This window comes from Rhizobium sp. Rhizsp42, assembly GCF_047304155.1.
In the GTDB taxonomy this organism is placed as follows: Bacteria; Pseudomonadota; Alphaproteobacteria; order Rhizobiales; family Rhizobiaceae; genus Rhizobium.
The window spans coordinates 92,605-112,414 of the sequence record NZ_JBGLYS010000013.1 but is presented as its reverse complement, the minus strand read 5'-3'; the positions used below and the strand labels follow the sequence as shown (position 1 = coordinate 112,414).

Here is a 19,810-nt window from a genome sequence, read left to right as displayed (position 1 = left end):
AATGTCGGCCGCATGAAGATTCTCATCATCGAAGACGATCTGGAAGCGGCGGCCTATCTCACGAAAGCCTTTCGTGAGGCGGGTATTGTCGCCGACCATGCAAGCGACGGCGAAAGCGGCCTCTTCATGGGGACCGAAAACACCTACGACGTGCTTGTGATCGACCGCATGCTGCCGCGCCGCGATGGCCTTTCTGTCATCGCCGAGCTGCGCCGCAAGGGCATCCACACCCCCGTTCTCATTCTCTCCGCCCTTGGCCAGGTCGACGACCGCGTGACCGGCCTGCGCGCCGGCGGCGACGACTATCTCCCCAAGCCCTATGCCTTCAGCGAGCTTCTGGCGCGCGTCGAGGTTCTCGGCCGCCGCAAGGGCACGCCCGATCAGGACGTCGTCTACCGTGTCGGCGATCTTGAGCTCGACCGTCTCGCCCACGAAGTGCGCCGTGGCGGCAAGGAAATCCCGCTGCAGCCGCGCGAGTTCCGCCTGCTGGAATATCTGATGAAGAATGCCGGCCAGGTGGTCACCCGCACCATGCTGCTCGAAAACGTCTGGGATTATCACTTCGATCCGCAGACCAACGTCATCGACGTGCATGTGTCGCGGCTGCGTTCCAAGATCGAGAAGGATTTCAGCCTGCCGCTCTTGAAGACCATTCGCGGCGCCGGCTACATGATCAAGGATGACGGATGAACCGCTTCTGGGTTCTCTTCAAGTCCACGGCAGTCCGCCTTTCGGCTCTCTACATCCTGCTCTTCGCCATCTGCGCCGCAACGCTCGTCTTCTACGTGACGGCGATGTCCGAGCGGTTGTTGACCAGCCAGATCCGCGAGGCGGTGCAGCAGGAAGTCGACCAGGTTCAGCGCGCCTATGACAATGGCGGCATGAACCTGCTTCTGAGGACCATGGAGCGCCGCGCCCGCCAGCCGGGCGCCAATCTCTACATCATCGCCGGCCCCTCGGGCGACATCCTTGCCGGCAACGTCGCTTCCGTCCAGCCGGGCGTGCTCGACGAGCAGGGCTGGACCAGCCTGCCGTTTCGCTATCAGCGATATGCGGAAGGACGCCAGAGCAAGCCGCATATGGCTGTCGCCAACATCAACGTGCTCGACAATGGCCTGCGCATCCTGATCGGCCGCGACCTCGGCGAGCCGGAGGCGTTCCGCGTGCTCGTGAGGCAGGCGCTGATGGTCGCGCTGGCGATCATGGGTCTCGGCGCCGTCATCATCTGGTTCGGCATCGGCCGCAACGCGCTGAAGCGCATCGACCGCATGTCGGCGGCGAGCAAGAAGATCATGGCCGGCGATCTCTCGCAGCGCCTGCCGGTCGGCGGCTCCGGCGACGAGTTCGATCGCCTCTCCGTGTCGCTGAACACCATGCTGGGCCGTATCGAGAAGCTGAACGAAGGGCTGCGCCAGGTCTCCGACAACATCGCCCACGACCTGAAGACGCCGCTGACACGCCTGCGCAACAAGGCGGCGGACGCGATCGATACGCCGGATGCCGATACGCGCCGCGTGGCGCTGGAAGGGATCATTTCGGAATCCGACCAGCTGATCCGCACCTTCAACGCGCTGTTGATGATCTCCCGCGTCGAGGCCGGCTCGGTGGCCGCCGAAATGTCGACGATCGATCTCTCGGCCATCGTCGCCGATAGCGCCGAACTCTACGAGCCGGTGGCCGACGAGGCGGGCCTTGCCATGACCACCGATATCGAGCCCGGTATCGAGGTGCAGGGCAACCGCGAACTGATCGGCCAGGCGATCTTCAACCTGATCGACAACGCCGTGAAGTATTCCGCGGGTGCGGAGGCGGGCGGTGAAGTTTCGCTGCGGCTGACACGCCGTCCCGATGCCATCTGCCTTCAGGTCGCCGATCATGGCCCCGGCATCCCTGCAGACAAGCGCGAGGACGTACTCAAGCGCTTCGTGCGGCTGGACGAGAGCCGTTCGAAGCCCGGCACCGGCCTTGGCCTGTCGCTGGTCGAAGCGGTGATGGAATTGCACAGCGGCAAGCTGGAACTCAGCGATACCGACCCGGATGCGGCGACCAATCGCGGCCTTGCCGTCACGCTGGTCTTTCCCCTGAAGTAGGCGTTTCCGCGCTACCCCGATTTGTCTGTTGGCCATTTGCGTCTCAGACCCTAACTTAGCCTCAGGCGGCGAGCGGCTTTGATTCTGCTTCGACTTTCGCTGCCTGTTGCCAGGGAGGGCGCATGCTGACGAATTCGACGCACAGCCTGAGCGAGGTGGTCGACGGCCTGTTGAAGCCGTTGAGCAAGACCGAATTGAAGCTCGTGCTTGATGATCTGCAGAAGATCGGCGCCGACGAACCCGTCGTGGCCGATATGCTGAAGACCGAGGGCGCACTTCGCGATTTCATCTCCGCCGCACTGACGCTCTCGCCCTATCTGCGCGACATCGCCAACATCGATCCCGGCATCCTCACCATCGCCATCAGCGAGCCGCTCGAGCCGCGCCTGGAGGCGCTGATCTCGGAAGCGCGTGATGCCTGGATGCCGCGCGATGGCGCGTCACCGAGCGAGAGCGAAATCATGGGCCGCCTGCGCATTGTGAAGCGGCACGTGGCCTTTCTCTTGGCGCTCGCCGATCTCGCCCGGATCTTCGATGGCCGCACGACCACGGCGTGGCTGAGCCGGCTTGCCGAGGCAACGGTCTCGTCCGCGATCGATCATCTGCTTCTCTCCTCGCACGAGGCCCGCAAGCTGCAGCTGAAGAACGTGGCGCGGCCGAGCGAAGGGTCGGGTCTCGTCGTGCTCGGCATGGGCAAGCTCGGCGCCTGCGAGCTCAACTATTCCTCCGACATCGATCTCGTCGTCTTCTTCGACGAGCAGGCGGGCATCCTGTCTGATCCCGACGATGCGATCGATATCTTCCCGCGCCTGATGCGCAGGCTGGTCCGTATCATGCAGGAGCGCACCGGCGACGGCTACGTCTTCCGCACCGATCTCCGGCTGCGCCCGGACCCCGGCGCCACGCCGCTGGCCGTCTCGATCGATGCCGCCATGGTCTATTACGAGGGCAGGGGGCAGAACTGGGAACGCGCGGCTTTCATCAAGGCCCGCCCCGTTGCCGGCGATATCGCCGCCGGCGACCGCTTCCTGCGCGATCTCACCCCCTTCGTCTTCCGCAAATATCTCGACTACGCGGCGATCTCCGACATCCATTCGATCAAGCGGCAGATCCATGCCCATAAGGGGCATGGCGCGATCGCGGTGAAGGGGCATAACGTCAAGCTCGGCCGTGGCGGCATCCGCGAGATCGAGTTCTTCGCCCAGACGCAACAGCTGATCGCCGGCGGACGCATGCCGGCGCTGCGCTCGCGCGCCACCGAGGAAACGCTCCACGAGCTCACCAAGGCCAAGTGGATCGACGAGGAGACCTGCGAGGAGCTGACGGACGCCTACTGGTTCCTGCGCGACGTCGAGCACCGCATCCAGATGGTGCGCGACGAGCAGACCCACCTGCTGCCCGAGACTGAGGGCGAATTGAAGCGCATCGCCTACATGATGGGCTTCAGCGACACACCGAGCTTTTCCGAGCGCCTTGTCGAGGTTTTCAGGACCGTCGAGCGTCGCTACGCCCGGCTGTTCGAGCAGGAGACCAAGCTGTCGACGGAGACGGGCAACCTCGTCTTCACCGGCCAGAACGACGATCCCGACACGCTGGTCACCCTGCGCAAGCTCGGCTTCGAACGCCCCTCCGACATCTCACGCGTCATCCGCACCTGGCACTACGGGCGCTACAAGGCGACGCAATCGGTCGAGGCCCGTGAACGGCTGACCGAACTGACGCCGGAGCTGTTGCGCGTGTTCGGCGAAAGCAAGCGTGCCGACGAGGCAATCCTGAGGTTTGACAGCTTCATCTCAGGGCTTCCCGCCGGCATCCAGCTGTTCTCGTTGCTCGGCAGCAATCCGGCGCTGCTCTCGCTGATCGTCTATATCATGTCGGCGGCGCCGAAGCTCGCAGAGGTCATTGCCGCGAGGCCGCATGTCTTCGACGGCATGCTCGATCCGGGCCTGATGGCCGAGCTTCCGACGCGCGACTATCTGGCGGGACGCCTCAAGGGCTCGCTGCAGCAGGCACGCTACTACGAAGAAGTGCTGGACCGGCTGCGCATCTTCGCCGCCGAACAGCGCTTCCTGATCGGCATTCGCCTGCTGACGGGCTCGATCAATGGCGCGATGGCCGGCCGCGCGTTTACGCACCTCGCCGATCTGATCGTCGAGGCGGCGTTGAATGCCGTGCTCTCGGAGATCGAGGCGGCGCACGGCAAGTTCCCTGGTGGCCGCGTCGCCGTCGCCGGAATGGGCAAGCTCGGAAGCTTCGAGCTGACCGCGGGCTCCGATATCGACCTCATCCTGCTTTACGACTACGACGATGCGGCCGAGGAATCCGACGGCGCCAAGCCGCTGGATGCGGTGCGCTATTTCACCCGCATCACCCAGCGGCTGATCGCCGCCTTGTCGGCGCCGACTGCCGAGGGCGTGCTCTACGAGGTCGACATGCGCCTGCGCCCTTCGGGCAACAAGGGGCCCGTCGCCACGCGCGTCAGCTCATTCGCGAAATACCAGCGCGAGGAAGCGTGGACCTGGGAGCATATGGCGCTCAGCCGCGCGCGGCTGATCTGCGGCGATGCCAGCCTGATCGGTGACGTCGAGCGCGTGATCGAGGAGGTGCTGTCGACACGGCGGGACGTGCGCAAGGTGGCCAAGGATGTGGCCGAGATGCGCGCGCTGATCGAGCAGGAGAAGCCCCCGGCCAACATGTGGGACCTGAAGCTTATCCCCGGCGGTGTCGTCGATATCGAGTTCATCGCGCAATATCTGGCGCTGATCGCGCCGGCGAAGGATGTCGCGGTCAAGGTCAATGGCATCAGCACCGGCGAAGCGCTGAAGCAGCTGGGAGCGCCGCTGATGGCATCGGCCGATGTCGATAGCTGCAGCAAGGCCTTCGGGCTCTACACCGAGCTGTCGCAACTGATCCGGCTCTGCATCGATGGTCCCTTCGATCCCAAGGATGCGCCGGCGGGTCTCATCGATCTCGTCTGCCGTGCCGGCGATTGCCCCGACATCAAGACGCTCGAGGGAGAGATGAAGCAGCTGTCGAAGACGGTGCGGAAGGTCTTTCAGGCGGTGGTGAAGGCGTAGCGCATGTCGCGCAAAAGTGTGTAGCGGTTTTGCGGCGCCGACATGCGAAGCTTTATGCAGCGCTATCCGGGATCAGCAGCGAAATCACCGTGCCGATCGCCTCGCGTGAGCGGATCTTCATGCGGCCGCCGTGCAGGGTCGTCAGCGAGCGCGAGATGGCGAGCCCGAGGCCGGAGCCGCCCTTGCTCTTGGCATACTGGTTCTGCACCTGTTCGAAGGGCTGGCCGATCTTGCTGAGCGCGGTCGTCGGGATGCCGATGCCGGTATCGGCGATGGTCAGCATCACGCCGACTGACGTGCGACGGGTGCGCACCGCGATCCGGCCGCCTTCGTCGGTGAACTTCACGGCATTGGAAAGCAGGTTGAGCAGGATCTGTTTCATCGCCCGGCGATCTGCGTTGAGTGTCATGCCATCGCAGATGCGCTGCTGGATCTCGATGCGCTTTTCGCTGGCCGGGATCGCGGTGAAGCGCAGGCTTTCCTCGATGAGCGGCGCGAGGTCGATCGTCTCGCATTGAAGCTTCATGTGGCCTGCCTCGATCTTCGACATGTCGAGAATGTCGTTGATGACGTTCAGCAGGTGCCGGCCGCTGTGATGGATATCGCGAGCATATTCGTCGTACTTGGCGGAGCCGAGCGGACCGAACATCTCGTCCTGCAGGATCTCGGAGAAACCGAGGATGGCGTTGAGCGGGGTGCGCAGCTCGTGAGACATGTTGGCGAGGAATTCCGACTTCGCCTTGTTGGCGGCCTCGGCGCGTTCTTTTTCCGAGAGATAGTTGGCGTTCGCCAGCGACAGTGCCGACTTCTGCCGTTCCAGCGTCTGGCGGGAGGAGGAGAGGTCGCCGATCGTCGCCATCAGGCGACGTTCGGAATCGCGCAGGCGCTCCTGGTTGCGCTTCAGAAGCGTGATGTCGGTGCCAACGGAAACCATGCCGCCGTCGCGGGTGCGCCGTTCGTTGATCTGCAGCCAGCGTTCGTCGGCGAGCTGCACTTCGCTGGTGCGCGAATAGCCGTTGCCATGGGCGTCGGCGATCCGGCGCTCGATGACGGGGCGGGCGGCGGCGGCATTGACGGCGGCGCGCTCGGTGCCCGGCACCAGCACGCTATCGGGAAGGCCGTAGGCCTGCTGGAAGTGCGTGTTGCACATCACCAGCCGATCGTTCTTGTCCCACAGCACGAAGGCTTCCGACGTGCTCTCGATCGCGTCCGCCAGCCGCTGGTCGGCTTCGGCGTAGCGTTGTGCAAGGCGGTGCTGCTCGGTCACGTCCATGGCGATGCCGATCATGTGCACCTGGCCGGCATTGGTGCGGATGACCTGCGCGCGGGCGCGCATCCAGACATAGTGGCCGGCGGCGTGGCGCATGCGGAAGATCTGGTCGATCTGCTCGGCGTCGCCACGGGCAACCGAGCGGGCGATCTCGTAGATGCCGCTGTCGTCGGGGTGCATCAGTCGGGCGGCGTCGCCGAAGCACATGTTGCCGTCGCCGCCTGGAAGGCCGAGCATCTGGTACATCGAGCGCGACCAGAAGAATTCGCGGCGATCGAAATCGAAATCCCAAAGGCCGCAGCGGCCGCGCGACAGCGCCGTCTCGACGCGCTGGTTGGACTCGACGAAGATCTCGTCGGCATGGCGGGCGCGCCGCACCTGCATGTAATAGGCGTAGAGGATGACCAGCAGGATCGAGGAAATTCCGGCGAACAGCGTGACGTTGAGCGTCAGCTCCTCGCGCCATAGCTGGCTGATCCGATCGAGCGAGGTTGCCGCGACCACATAGCCACCGCTGTCGCCGATGAGCGTGATCTGCGCGTAGTGCGGCCGGCCGGCGATGGTGGTCTCAATCACGCCCGCGCGGTCGCCGAAGCGGCGGATCGCGGACACCTCGGAGAAGAAATCGCCGATACCGGCGCCGACATAGGCCGCACCGGCGGCGGACGCCGCGAAGACCTTGCCGCTCGACTGCACGAGCAGAACGAAGGCGTCGTCGTCGAGCCGGTCCTGCGGCAGGAAGCGGGCGAGGCGGGCTTGGCCTTCCGTTGCGTTACCGCTGTCGAAGATCGCAGCGGAATCTGCGAAGGCTGCTGCGGCGGTGGCGGCTGCGAGCGCCGTGGAGTGGCGGGCGGCTGCCTGCATGCGGTCGTGCTCGGAGAGCATGCCGAAGAAATGCGAGGCTGCGACGACGGTCAAAAATGCAACGATAAGGATAGGAATGGCGCGCTTCAACACGGCCTCGGCATGCGTGTAATTTCGGGTAGAGGATGGTCGTGAGGTCGCGGTAGCCTTGCCGGTGAAGCTCTCACGCCAGGCGCGGAAGCTCTCGAAATCGACACGCAGCCGTCCTTCGGCCACGGTTGCCCGCCGCACGTTCATCATTTTCTGAGCCTTGTCCCTCGTGATTCGCTGCGCCGCTCGCCCGAACCTGACTCAATGAATCATTGGTGATTCGCCTTGTCCAGAGGAAAAGGTAAAAATCTGTTAACCGATTCTAAGTGCTGATTTTTCCAGCATGCGTGGGAGGCGGCTTCGACAGGCTCGGCCGCCTCGCTTTGCAAATCACCCCTTGAGGGTGCGCTCGACGATGTCGCGAACGTCGGTGGAGAGCGCCGGTGCTTCGGCGATCTCGGTCAGCGCCTTGCGTGCATGCTCGGCTCTTGCCGGCTCCAGCGAGCGCCAGGAGCGCATCGAGGTGAGGATGCGCGCCGCCAACTGTGGGTTGCGTATGTCGATGTCGAGGATCTCGCGGGCGAGGAAGCGATAGCCCTCTCCATCCGCGCGCCCGAAGCCGGTCGGGTTGCCGAAGGCAAACGTGCCGACCAGCGCGCGGACGCGGTTGGGGTTGGTGCGCTTGAACTGCGGATTGTCCATCAGCTTCAGCACCCGATCGAGCGCCTTTGCGCCCGGAATGGTCGCCTGAACGGAGAACCACTTGTCGATAACAAGCGCGTTTCCGGCAAAGCGGTCATGGAACGTGGAGAGCGCTGAGGCCGCCTCGCTGCTGTCGGGGAAGCGGTGCGCGAGGATCGTCAGCGCCTGCATCAGATCCGTCATGTTGTTGGCGGCGTCAAAGGCGGCCTTCACGCGATCAGGCGTATTCTCGGCGTAGGACAGATAGGTGAGCGCGCTGTTGCGGAGCGCACGGCGACCGGCGCTCTTGGCGTCGGGGCTGAAATCGCCTGGCGTGGTCATGCTGTCGTAGAGTGCGGCGAAGACGCTCTTTCCGGCATCGGCGACCTGCTGCAGCACGGCGGAGCGGCCGGCGTGGATGGCGTCAGGATCGTTGTTGCCGCCGAGTTCGCGGGCGATGTCGGATTCGCTGGGGAGCGCCAGCGCCTGGGCGCGGAAGGCGGGCTCCAACGTTTCGTCGGCTGCTGCTGCAAGCAGGGCTTCGACGAAGTCCTTGGAAGCGACGACCGGCTTGCCGTCACGCGCATCGCGGGCGGCTGCAAGCAGCGTCGGCAGTGCGAGATCGGTCAGCGCCTGCCAGCGCGCGAAATGATCGGTCTCGAAGCGGGCGAGAAGCGCCAGATCCGTGGGCGACTGATCGAAATGCAGGTTGATCGGGGCGGAGAAGCTGCGGTTGATCGACACGATCGGCCGCGAGCCGATGCCCTTGAAGGTGGCCTTCTGGCTGCGCTCGGTCAGATGAAGAACGTTGTCGCCATACTCGGCCCCATCGACCGAGGAAGGCTCGAGCGGCGTGCCGTCTTCGGCAAAGAGCGCGATGCTGAGCGGAATGTGCATCGGCTTCTTGTCGCTCTGGCCGGGCGTTGCGGGAACCATCTGCTCAAGCGACAGCGTGAAGCTCTTGGCGCCAGCGTCATAGCTGCCGGATGCGGTGACGAGCGGCGTGCCGGCCTGATGATACCAGAGCGAGAACTGCGTCAGGTCGCGTCCGCTGGCATCCTCGAAGCACTTGACGAAATCCTCGATCGTGACGGCCTGGCCGTCATGGCGATCGAAATAGAGATCCATGCCCTTCTTGAACAGGTCCTTGCCGAGCAGCGTCGCGATCATGCGCGTGACTTCGCTGCCCTTCTCGTAGACCGTTGTCGTGTAGAAGTTATTGATCTCACGATAGGTGGTCGGGCGCACCGGATGCGCCAGCGGGCCACCATCTTCGGGGAACTGCTCGGACTTCAGATGGCGCACTTCGGCGATGCGTTTGACCGGGCGTGAACGCATGTCGGCCGAGAATTCGTGGTCGCGATAGACCGTCAGGCCTTCCTTCAGGCAGAGCTGGAACCAGTCGCGGCAGGTGATGCGGTTGCCAGTCCAGTTGTGGAAGTATTCGTGGGCGATGATCGCTTCGATGTTGGCGTAGTCCTGATCGGTCGCGGTCTCCGGATCGGCCAGCACGTACTTGTCGTTGAAGACGTTGAGGCCCTTGTTCTCCATGGCGCCCATGTTGAAGTCCGACACGGCGACGATCATGAAGATGTCGAGATCGTATTCGCGGCCGAACCGCTCTTCGTCCCACTTCATCGAGCGCTTGAGCGCATCCATGGCATAGGCGGCGCGCGCTTCCTTGCCATGCTCGACGTAGATCTTCAGCGTGACTTCGCGTTCCGACATGGTGACGAACTTGTCTTCGACGACACCGAGATCGCCGGCGACCAGCGCGAAGAGATAGCTCGGCTTCGGATGCGGATCGAACCAGGCGGCGAATGCGCGGCCTTCATCATAACCGGCGCCGCCGAGGAAGTTGCCGTTCGACAGCATGACCGGGTTGGCGGTCTTGTCGCCGATGATGGTGATCGTATAGGGCGCCAGAACATCCGGGCGATCGGGGAAATATGTGATGCGGCGGAAGCCTTCGGCCTCGCACTGGGTGCAATAGACACCGTTGGTGCGGTAGAGGCCCATCAGCTTGGTGTTCGCCTCGGGATTGATGATCGTGGTGATCGTCAGTTCGAACGGCTTGGATTTCGGCAGGTTGCGGATCGTCAGGCTGTCTGGTGTCGCCGTATACTGGCTGGGCTTCATTTCCGCCTGGTCGAAGAGCAGGCCGGAGAGGGCGAGTTCGTCACCGTCGAGGATGAGCGGTGCCTTGGGATCGGCGCCCTTGCGGCGGTGGAAGATCAGGCGGGCATCTACCTTGGTCGCGGTCGGGTCCAGTTCAAACGTCAGATCCACGCGCTCGAGTACGAAATCGGTGGGGCGGTAATCTGCCAGATTGATGACCTGGCCGGTATCTGTGCGCATGATATTCCCTGAGACCTTTAGACAATGCTTCGCAAACAGAGTGGGCGCTCTGCCGTAAAATTTGATTGGTATAATTACACTAAAGTCTGAACTAAAGCTAAAGCCAGAGGCAGTTTCGCGGGGTTTTAGCGACGCCAGTGCCGGAGATACTTGAGGCGCATTCTCCGACGCTATGATCCGCTTCGTGTGAGGCGATCTGGGCGCTGAATGGGATGGTCTGGGCAAAAAGACGACCAAATTCGCGCATATGGCGTTTTCACCTGTTCTTTGGCAGAAACCCTGTCAAAGTGAGCATGCATCGAATCCGGTGCGATCCCCCGACGTTCAATTGGTGAATTCGCGAGTTTCTGACATGCGGCCGGTATTCGAAAACCCGATGCGAGGTATCGCGTGCAAAGTCGCCTCCGTCGTCTTCTTTCTGGCGATGCAGACCTTCATCAAGCTTGCTGGCGCCGGCATCCAGCCCGGCCAGGTGACCTTCTACAGGTCGTTTTTCGCCCTGTTCCCGATCATGGCATTTCTGGCCTATCGCGGACAGTTGAAGACGTCGTTCTACACCGCCAATCCTGTCGGTCACCTCAAGCGCGGCACGCTTGGCATCATTTCGATGGGCCTGGGCTTTTATGGCCTGCTGCACCTGCCGCTGCCCGAGGCGATCGCGCTCGGCTATGCCTTGCCGCTGATCGCGGTGATCTTCGCCGCGCTGCTTCTTGGCGAGACGGTGCGCGTCTATCGCTGGAGCGCGGTGTTTGTCGGCTTGATCGGCGTGGCGATCGTGTCCTGGCCGAAGCTTACACTCTTTCGTGATGGCGGCGTGGAGACGGCGCAGGCAATCGGCGCCGTTACGGTGCTCCTGGCGTCCGTTCTCGGCGGTCTGGCGATGATCCAGGTGAGAAAGCTGGTGGAAGAAGAGAAGACCTCGACGATCGTGCTCTATTTCTCGATCACCGCCTCGGTGTTTTCGCTGTTCACTGTACCCTTCGGCTGGGATCTGCTTGATCTCGCGCCGCAACTCTATCTGATCTCCGCCGGCTTCTGCGGCGGTATCGCGCAGATCCTGCTTACGGAAAGCTATCGCCACGCGGATGTCTCGACGATCGCGCCATTCGAATACACATCGATCGTCTTGGGAAGTGTGCTCGCTTACTTCGTGTTCGATGATATCCCGACCACGAGCATGCTGATCGGAACCGCCGTCATCGTCTCTGCTGGCATTTTCATTATCTACCGCGAGCATCAGCTGGAGCTTGAGCGGGCGGCTGCGCGGAAAGCCAGTTCCCCGTAACGCGATTCTCACGAAATGGTGCGGCTAAGTGTCGCAAAATTCATGCATTTTTGACGTCGCGTGCTCGTCCCTACAAAATTTGAGGGTAGCGCCAGGCGATTGCGCATGCTTTGTGAACATGAACAATTTTCATTTATTTATATGTCATGATGTTGAGAATAAGTGACGGCTTCGCATTGTTGAGCTTGTGCATGGGCAAGTCGAGTGCCGTCCGGGAGACCAATGCCGTTTAGTGCCGCAGACTTGATCGCCGACCCCAAGTTCCAACCTGCTCGCGCTCGACGTCCTCGACGACGGCAATAGGGCGGAGCGCTTTGAGGCAAACCCTCAGTGGATAGGGCTGATGCAGCCGCGCATCGCGCGTGATTGCCTGCGCGACACGGCCTGGCGCGAGCCGCCGGAGCGGGTTGCCATGTTTATGTGGAACGACGCCGGCGGGCTTATCGTCGATTATCTGATGTCGAGGATCGACCCGGAAGAGCAGCATCCCGACCGCTTCTTCGTCGGGCCGATCGACAGCAGGGCGCTGGCAGCCGACTTCATGATATCGCGCACGCATATGCAGCGCCTCTTCGCCAAGGCGGCGCAGGATGGCTGCATGGGGTGGGACGTCGATATGAAGAAGCCGTCGCTATGGATATCGCGCGCGTTCGTCGAGGAATATTGCCAGTGGCAGGCGATCAAGTTCGCCTATGTCGATCAGGCGTTTCACGCGGCAAGTCAGATGTCGGGAGAGAAATAGGCCGCTGCGGCGGCTCTGGCGTGCGCCGATGGCGACGCGTCAGGATTCGCGATCGTAGGCTTCCGCTGCGCACACGGCTGCGCGGATATGCTCGATGGCGTCGATCTTGCAGAGAAGTGAGATGAGGCGTGTCGTCATGAGAATAAGCCGATAAACGGCAGGGACGGCGAGTGGCCGCGCCCTGCGATCAATACTGCTGGAAGTCCGCGAAGATGGCAGCGGGGCGCACGATGCGACCGCTTGCGCCAGTACCACGAGCGATCATCTGCTCGTTGGTGGCGAAGCCGGTACGGCAGTAGCTCTGCGTGGTGCGGCCGTTGCTGTTTGCGTTTCTCAAGGTTTCAAATCTGCAGTGTGTAGGACGACGAGTGTTGCTCATTGCCTTGGTTCCTTAGTGATTCCTCCCAAGACACAACGCTAATATTGCAGCGCACAATAGATTTCACAAGGCATAGGAATACGCGGCAGGCATGCGTTTTGCGCATGGGTTTCGTCGCAAATCTGTCAATGTTGGTTATTTAGGAGGCAGAATTGATTTCTGTCAGTTTCGCCTGAAAAGCCAATAAATCGTTCCAGGCCAAGCGCTTATTGACCGGCGCGGTCAACAGGTCCTGCGGATGCAGAGTGGCGATGGCGGGGACGACACGGTCGCCTGCGGCAATTTCGCGCCACTGGCCGCGCAGGCCGTGAATCGTGTCGCCTTCGCCAAAAAACACTCGAGCGGCAAAATTCCCAAGCAGGAGAATCACTTTCGGCTCGGCAAGCGCGATCTGCCGCTCGATGAAGGGACGGCAGATATCCATCTCGGCGGGCGAGGCGACGCGGTTGCCCGGCGGGCGCCACGGAATGACCTGGGTCAACAGGATGCCCGCGCGGTCGAGCCCGATCGCGGCAAGCATCTTGTCCAGCAGCTGGCCGGGGCGTCCGGCAAACGGCTGCCCCTCGCGATCGTCCTCCGCGCCGGGTGCAGAGCCGATCAGCATGATGCCGCTCGCAGCATCTCCACTGGCGAAGATCGTCGAGCGCGCGCTGTGCTTGAGATTGCAGCCGTTGAAGGCTTCGAGCGCGGTCTTCAGTTCCGCGAGCGAACGCGCGCTTTCGGCGGCGAAACGCGCCTGTTGGATCGCCTCGCCGTCAGGGATCGCCGGCTGAGGCCGTTGCGCCGAGCGCTCAGGCTGGGGCGCAGCGCGTTGTGCGGAAGCCGCTGGTGCGCGGGATGCCGTCTCGCGTGCCTCCGCCCGTGGGGCAGGGGCGGCGCTGCGGCGCGCCGCCTTCATCGCCTCGAATTCGGCGAAGCGATCGACGGCCTCGTTCTCCAGCAGCCACTCGACACCGGCGTCCGCATGGAAATGCAGAAGGGCTGCGAGTTCGCCTGGAGAGAGGTCGTTGACGGAGATCATGGGCGCGACATTACCGAAGCTGAGGCCTCAATGAAAGTGCGCAGCCGACACATCCCGGCCTATTGCACCGTCCATTGCGCGATATCGTCGCGTTCGCCGATCAGGGCCAGACCGTGCGCGATCGAGAGCATCTCGCCGCCGGTCTCGATACGATCGGTGTCGAAGCGCTCGGTGAAGATGCGGCGAACGGCCGGGACAAAGGATGTGCCGCCGGTGAGGAAAACCTTGTCGATCGCGCCCGCTTCCGTGTTGGTCTTTTCGAGCACATCGTCAAGCGCGCCTTCGATGCGGGCGAGATCGTCCGAAATCCAGCTCTCGAAGTCCGCACGGGCCACCATGCGCTTTCCGGCGCGGCCGAGCGGCGAGAAGTTGAACTCGGCTTCCTCGGAGGCCGACAGCGCCATCTTCGTGGCCGAGACCGCCTGGTAGAGCGGGTAGCCTTCGTCGTGGTCGACGAGATCGATGAAGAGCTCCAGCTTCTCGGGTTCGAGCGCGGTTCTGACAAGCTTCTTCAGGTCTTCGTATTCGCGCGAGGTCTTGAAGATCGACAACTGGTTCCAGCGGCTGAAGCTGGAGTAGTAGTTGGTCGGGACTTCAAGGATCTTGTCGAAGCTCTTGAAATGACTCCCCTTGCCGATTTCAGGCGCGACGACGTTCTCGATGATGCGCGCGTCGAAGTGGTCACCGGCGATGCCGACACCGGAATGGCCGATCGGCGTTGCCTTCAGCTGGCCGGCGACGGTCTCGAAGCGGATCAGCGAATAGTCGGTCGTGCCGCCGCCGAAGTCGGCGACCAGTACCGTCGCGTCGCTTTTCAGGTTCTGCGCGAAGTAGAAGGCGGCCGCCACCGGCTCATAGACATAGTGCACCTCGGGGAAGCCGAAGCGCGACAGCGCCTCGTTGTAGCGCTGCGTCGCCAGCACCGGATCGGGGCTCGCGCCGGCGAAATGCACCGGCCGGCCGGTGACGATGCGCGCGACGTCCGACGGCCAATTGCTGCCCGCATAATTGCTGAGGCGGCGGATGAATACCTCCATCAGGTCTTCGAAGCTGTGGCGCTTGGCGTAGATCAGCGTGCCCTGGAAGAGGGCGCTGGCGGCGAATGTCTTGATCGACTGCAGGAAGCGACAATCGCCGGGATTGTCGATGAACTGGCGGATCGCCGCATGGCCTGCCTCGACCTTCAGCGCCGATGCGCCGAGCTTGCCGTCCTTCATGAAGGACAGCGCGGTGCGCATGCTGTCGCTTTCGCCCGCCGAGCTGGTGAAGCCCATGGAATGCGTGGTCTTCCCATCCGCGGTGGCAAGTACGGTGTTGGTCGTGCCAAAGTCCAAACCTAGCGCTTGAGCCATGCTCGCACCTCTCAATGTCGATCGTTGCTGGAGACTGGAGCAACTGCTCCGCCAGGGCGCCAAGGGACGCCCGAATTCAAGAGGGCGCGTGATGCCACAGCGGTTCGTCTTATTCAAGACGCGGAAGCGCAAAATGAAACGGGCGCCGATGGGCGCCCGTCTCGATCATTCCGCCGCGATGGCCCGCGTGGGCTCCTCGTGTTGCTCTTCTGTCTTCTTCCGCCCGAGGCTGAGCAGCCAGTCGCTAAGCCGTCCCATCTCGACGAAGATGACGGGGGTGATGAACAGCGTCAGCGCCTGGCTGACGATGAGGCCGCCGACGACGGCGATGCCGAGCGGCTGGCGAAGTTCCGAGCTTGCGCCCGAGCCGAGCGCGATCGGGAGCGCGCCGAGCAGCGCGCAGAAGGTCGTCATCATGATCGGCCGGAAACGCCGCACGCAGGCTTCGTGGATGGCCTCGGACGAGGTCATGCCAGTGCCGGAGCGCAGGTTCTCCAGCGCCACGTCGATCATCATGATCGCGTTCTTCTTGACGATACCGATCAGCATCAGGAGGCCGATCAGCGCGATGATCGACAGATCGAAGTTCATCACCCTCAATGCCAGAAGCGCGCCGAGGGCTGCCGCCGGCAGACCGGAGAGGATTGTCAGCGGATGGATGAAGCTCTCGTAGAGGACGCCGAGAACGACATAGATCGTCAGCACCGCCGCCAGGATCAGGAGAGGCGTGTTCCCCTGCGATTGCTCGAAGATCTGCGCCGTGCCGCCATAGGACGTGAAGACGTCCGAGGGCATGTCGATGTCCTTCTTGATCTGGTCGATCGCCGCCGTCGCGTCGCCGAGCGCTTCGCCGGCGGGCAGGTTGAACGACACCGTGGTCGAGACCAGCTGGCCGGTCTGGTTGATCGTCACCGGCCCGGTCGTGCGTTCGACGGTCGCGAAGTTCGACAGCGGAACGAGCGCGCCGCTCGAAGACGCCACGCGGATGTCCTGCAGCTTCTGGTCATCCCAGGGTGCGTTGGTGTCGTACTCGACCAGCACGTCGTAGCTGTCTCCGGTCGACTGGATCTGCGCGGCCGCGTAACCGCCGAAGGATTCCTGCAGCGTCGTGCGCAGCTGGTCGTCGGTGATGCCGAAGGCGGCGGCCTTTTCCGTGTCGACCTTGATCTCGGCCTGCAGCGCGTTGTTCTGCGCGTCCGATGTCACGTCGGTAAAGCGCGGATCGCCGTGCATGGCCTGCTGGATCTTGTTGGCCCAGAGGTTCGTCTGGTCGGCGCTCAGCGCCTGAACCACCAGCTGATACTGGCTGGCCGTCTGCCGCCCGCCGAAGCGCAAGCTCTGCTGCGGCGTGATGAAGGCTTGCAGGCCGGGGATCTTGCTGATGCTGGCGCGCAGTTCGCGCAGCGTCTGGTCGAGCGGCGGCCGGTCCTTCTTGTCCTTCAGTTCGACGAACATCGTGCCGTTGTTGAGCGGGCTGCGGGCATTGCCGCCGACGATCGACATGACGTGATTGACCGCCGGGTTCTGCTTGACGAGTGCCGCCGCCTGGTTCTGTAGATCCTTCATCGCCGGGTAAGAGATATCCTGGCGGGCTCGGGTCGAGATGTTGAGGCGGCCGATATCTTCCGTCGGGAAGAAGCTCGTCGGCAGCGTCATGAATAGGTAAATCGTCAGGCCGACCGAGGCGAGGAACAGTCCGAGAATGGCCGGGCGGTGTGCCAGGCACCAGGCGACGGAGCGGTCGTAGCCGCGCAGAGTCCGCTCGAAGCCGGCATCGAACCAGCGGATGAAGAAGGGCGGCTGGCTATGGCCGCTGCCGAGCCGCGAGGCAAGCATCGGCGTCACCGTCAGCGACACGATCGCGGATGCCACGATGGCGATCGCCACCACCATGCCGAACTCGTTGAAGATACGCCCGACCACGCCGCCCATCAGAAGGATCGGAATGAAGACCGCGATCAGCGAGACGGACATGGAAATGATCGTATAGCTGACTTCGCCCGATCCCTTAATGGCGGCCTCGAGAACCGGCATCCCGTCCTCGACATGCCTCAGGATGTTTTCGAGCATGACGATGGCGTCGTCGACCACGAGGCCGACGGCGAGCGTCAGCCCGAGCAGCGAGATGTTGTCGACGCTGTAGCCCAGCACATACATCATGCCGAAGGTGGTGATCAGCGACAGCGGCACGGCAAGGCCCGGTATGATCGTCGCCGTCAGGTGGCCGGTGAAGAGGTAGATGACCAGAACGACGAGGCCGATCGTCAGGAACAGCGTGAACTTCACATCCGAGATCGCGTCGCGGATCGGCTTGGCCGAATCGTTCATCACCTGCGTCGTCACCGATCCCGGTATCTCGGCATGCAGCGCCGGCAGCTTGGCATTGATCGCATCGACCACGGCAACCGTGTTGGCATCCGGCTGGCGCTGGATTGCCAGGATGATGCTCTGCTTGCCGTCGTACCAGCTGCCGGTGTTCTGGTTCTCAACGCTGTCCTCAACGTCGGCGACATCGCCGAGATGGATGGGCGCGCCACCGGGATTGGCAATGACGAGGGTGCGGAACTGCTCGGCATTCGTGCGCTGCGTGTCGGCAGTGATCGTCATACTCTGGCTGTCGTTCTGCAGCGTGCCGACGGGCACCTGGCTGTTGGCAGCCTGGATCGCCTTGTTGACCGTATCGATCCCGAGGCCGCGGTTGAGCAGCTTGTTCGGATCGACCTCGACGCGCACGGCATAGGTCTGCGCGCCAAAGACCGAGACCTCGGCCACGCCGGGGAGGGTGGAGAGCGAGGGCGAGATGATGTTTTCCGCGACATCGTCGAGCTTGCTGCGCGGCATCGTATCGCTCTGCACCGCAAGCAGCATGACGGGAGCGTCGGCCGGGTTGGTCTTCCTATAGCTCGGCGGCGTCGTCATGTTGTCGGGCAGCTGCCGCGTCGCATGCGAGATCGCTGCCTGAACGTCGGCGGCAGCCGCATCGATGCTGCGGTTGAGATCGAACTGCAGCACGATGCTGGTATTGCCGAGCGAGTTGGTGGCGCTGATCTCGCTGATCCCGGGGATCGTCTCGAACTGCTTGATGAGCGGTGTCGCGACGGATGTCGCCATGGTCTTCGGCGAGGCGCCGGTCAGCGCCGCCGAGACGTTGATGGTCGGGAAGTCGACCTGCGGCAAGGCTGCCACCGGCACGAGCTGATAGCCGGCGATGCCGGCAAGCACGGCGCCGATGGCGAGAAGCGTGGTGGCGACAGGGCGCCGGATACAGAAATTTGGTATCATTCTTCCGTGCCCGCCACGATGGTTTCCGTTGACTTCGGCTGATCCGCCGAGGCGACGTTGATCGCCTTGCTATCGAATTCTTCCTTCACGGCCTGCTTGTCGACGAGCTGCGCCTGTCCCTCGATGACCACATGGTCGCCTTCCGAAAGACCGGCCGAGATCGCCGTATAGCCGCCATTGGCGCGGGCGACGGTGACGGGCGCCAGCCGCACCTTTTCGTCGTTGACGACGAACGAGTAGAAGCCGTCGGCGCCGGGGCTCACCGCTACCGTCGGCACGACGATCTGCTGTTCGTTGTTGTTGAAATGCACGACGATGTTGACCGACTGGCCGGGCCAAAGCGCGCCCGATGCATTCTCGAATTTCGCCTTGGCGAGGATGGTGCCGGATGCTGTATCGACGGTGTTGTCGTAGAAGCTGATGTGGCCGGTGCGCGGCTTGCCCTTGCCTGATGGCGGCACGGTGGTCACGTCGACGGGGCCGGCGGCGAGCGCCAGCTTGAGCTGCCGGAGATCACGCTCCTGCAGGTGGAACTTCACGTAGATTGGGTCGTATTTCGCGATCGTTACGATCGTCGCACCTGCCGTCACGAAGGCGCCGGGGCTGACGGCGACGTCGCCAAGGCGGCCGTCGAACGGCGCCCGGATGTCGGTATGTTCAAGCAGTACCTGATCGGAAGCGAGCGTCGCCTTGTCCGCCTGCACGGTGGCGACGGCGGTGTCGCGCGCGGCCTTGGCCTGGTCGTAGGTCTGCTGCGTGCCGGCTTTCGATGTGAGAAGGTCCGAGGCACGCGTGAGCGCTGTTTCGGCCTCGGCGACCGTCGCGGTATCGCGCACGATCATCGCATTGTCCTTGTCGACCGCGGCCTGTGCCGTCCGGTTGTCGAGCTTGGCGATTAGGTCGCCCTGTTTGACGGTTGAGCCATCAGTGGCGATGATCTCGGTCACCAGCCCCTGTTCCTGCGCGGCAATCGTCGTGTTGTCGTCAGCGTCGGCCCAACCGGATGCCGTGACATCGCGCGGCAGCACGGTCTTCACCGCGGCCACTGTTTTCACCAGCGTCGGCCCGCCGCCCTTGCGCCCCTTGCCCTTCTGGTCGCCGCCCTGTTGCGCGCCATCGCCTGCCGCCTGCTTGCCGCCGGAGGCGTCGGCCTGTGCGGTCGGTTTCGGTCCGAATTGCGAGAGATAGGGTATGCGATCCTTATAGTGCCACGCGCCGAAGCCGGCTGCGACAACAAGGCAGGTGGTGATCCAGAGTTTCTTCATGTTGATACCGGTCGGGGGCTGTTGAGTATGACTTATTCAACCACTTTTATTGCGGCACGAAAAAGACACAATCCCGACAGGGGCATCACTAAGTGGTTAGAATGGCTTAAATTT

The 19,810-nt window shown here is 63.0% G+C and carries 11 protein-coding genes and 1 pseudogene; 5 read left to right on the top strand and 7 right to left on the bottom strand.

Going from position 1 to position 19,810, the window contains the following annotated elements; genetic code table 11:
* The first annotated feature begins 12 nt into the window (after positions 1-12).
* The 3 genes from ACCD05_RS14855 to ACCD05_RS14845 all read left to right on the top strand — a co-directional run bounded on the left by ACCD05_RS14855 (position 13) and on the right by ACCD05_RS14845 (position 5,167).
* Positions 13-690: a response regulator transcription factor gene (locus ACCD05_RS14855; protein ID WP_156144896.1), complete on the top strand. Its 678-nt coding sequence runs from the start codon at positions 13-15 to the stop codon at positions 688-690.
* On the top strand, positions 687-2,090 hold the full coding sequence (locus ACCD05_RS14850; protein ID WP_047513591.1) for a sensor histidine kinase: 1,404 nt from the start codon (positions 687-689) through the stop codon (positions 2,088-2,090). Before ACCD05_RS14855 ends, ACCD05_RS14850 begins: the two co-directional genes overlap by 4 nt.
* Positions 2,091-2,212: 122 nt before the next feature.
* A complete protein-coding gene (locus ACCD05_RS14845) occupies positions 2,213-5,167 on the top strand; it encodes a bifunctional [glutamine synthetase] adenylyltransferase/[glutamine synthetase]-adenylyl-L-tyrosine phosphorylase (protein WP_413393599.1) in 2,955 nt (984 codons plus the stop codon).
* Between the two features lie 52 nt (positions 5,168-5,219).
* On the opposite strand, the gene ACCD05_RS14840 is transcribed toward ACCD05_RS14845, so the two are convergent.
* The gene (locus ACCD05_RS14840; RefSeq protein WP_047513585.1) at positions 5,220-7,541 is read right to left on the bottom strand and encodes a PAS domain-containing sensor histidine kinase; all 2,322 of its coding nucleotides are present in this window, start codon (positions 7,539-7,541) and stop codon (positions 5,220-5,222) included.
* A 180-nt stretch (positions 7,542-7,721) separates the two neighbouring features.
* Complete coding sequence (gene pepN, locus ACCD05_RS14835; protein ID WP_413393597.1) at positions 7,722-10,370, bottom strand: aminopeptidase N; 2,649 nt, start codon at positions 10,368-10,370, stop codon at positions 7,722-7,724.
* A 352-nt stretch (positions 10,371-10,722) separates the two neighbouring features.
* On the opposite strand from pepN, the gene ACCD05_RS14830 reads away from it, so the two are divergent.
* Positions 10,723-11,655 (top strand): DMT family transporter, encoded by a 933-nt coding sequence (locus tag ACCD05_RS14830; RefSeq protein WP_413393595.1) that lies wholly within the window; start codon positions 10,723-10,725, stop codon positions 11,653-11,655.
* A 262-nt stretch (positions 11,656-11,917) separates the two neighbouring features.
* A pseudogene (locus ACCD05_RS14825) lies at positions 11,918-12,397 on the top strand (hypothetical protein); the annotation flags it as partial.
* A 187-nt stretch (positions 12,398-12,584) separates the two neighbouring features.
* Here ACCD05_RS14825 and ACCD05_RS14820 read toward each other — a convergent pair.
* The 5 genes from ACCD05_RS14820 to ACCD05_RS14800 form a co-directional block, all read right to left on the bottom strand.
* Positions 12,585-12,734, bottom strand: coding sequence for a hypothetical protein (locus ACCD05_RS14820; protein ID WP_018898858.1), 150 nt, complete (start codon positions 12,732-12,734; stop codon positions 12,585-12,587).
* A 181-nt stretch (positions 12,735-12,915) separates the two neighbouring features.
* Complete coding sequence (locus ACCD05_RS14815; RefSeq protein WP_413393593.1) at positions 12,916-13,797, bottom strand: uracil-DNA glycosylase; 882 nt, start codon at positions 13,795-13,797, stop codon at positions 12,916-12,918.
* 59 nt (positions 13,798-13,856) lie between these two features.
* Positions 13,857-15,149, bottom strand: coding sequence for an Hsp70 family protein (locus ACCD05_RS14810; RefSeq protein ID WP_413393591.1), 1,293 nt, complete (start codon positions 15,147-15,149; stop codon positions 13,857-13,859).
* A gap of 165 nt (positions 15,150-15,314) precedes the next feature.
* Positions 15,315-18,431 (bottom strand): efflux RND transporter permease subunit, encoded by a 3,117-nt coding sequence (locus ACCD05_RS14805; protein ID WP_112980824.1) that lies wholly within the window; start codon positions 18,429-18,431, stop codon positions 15,315-15,317.
* Complete coding sequence (locus ACCD05_RS14800; RefSeq protein ID WP_413393588.1) at positions 18,428-19,696, bottom strand: efflux RND transporter periplasmic adaptor subunit; 1,269 nt, start codon at positions 19,694-19,696, stop codon at positions 18,428-18,430. Before ACCD05_RS14800 ends, ACCD05_RS14805 begins: the two co-directional genes overlap by 4 nt.
* Positions 19,697-19,810: the final 114 nt, after the last annotated feature.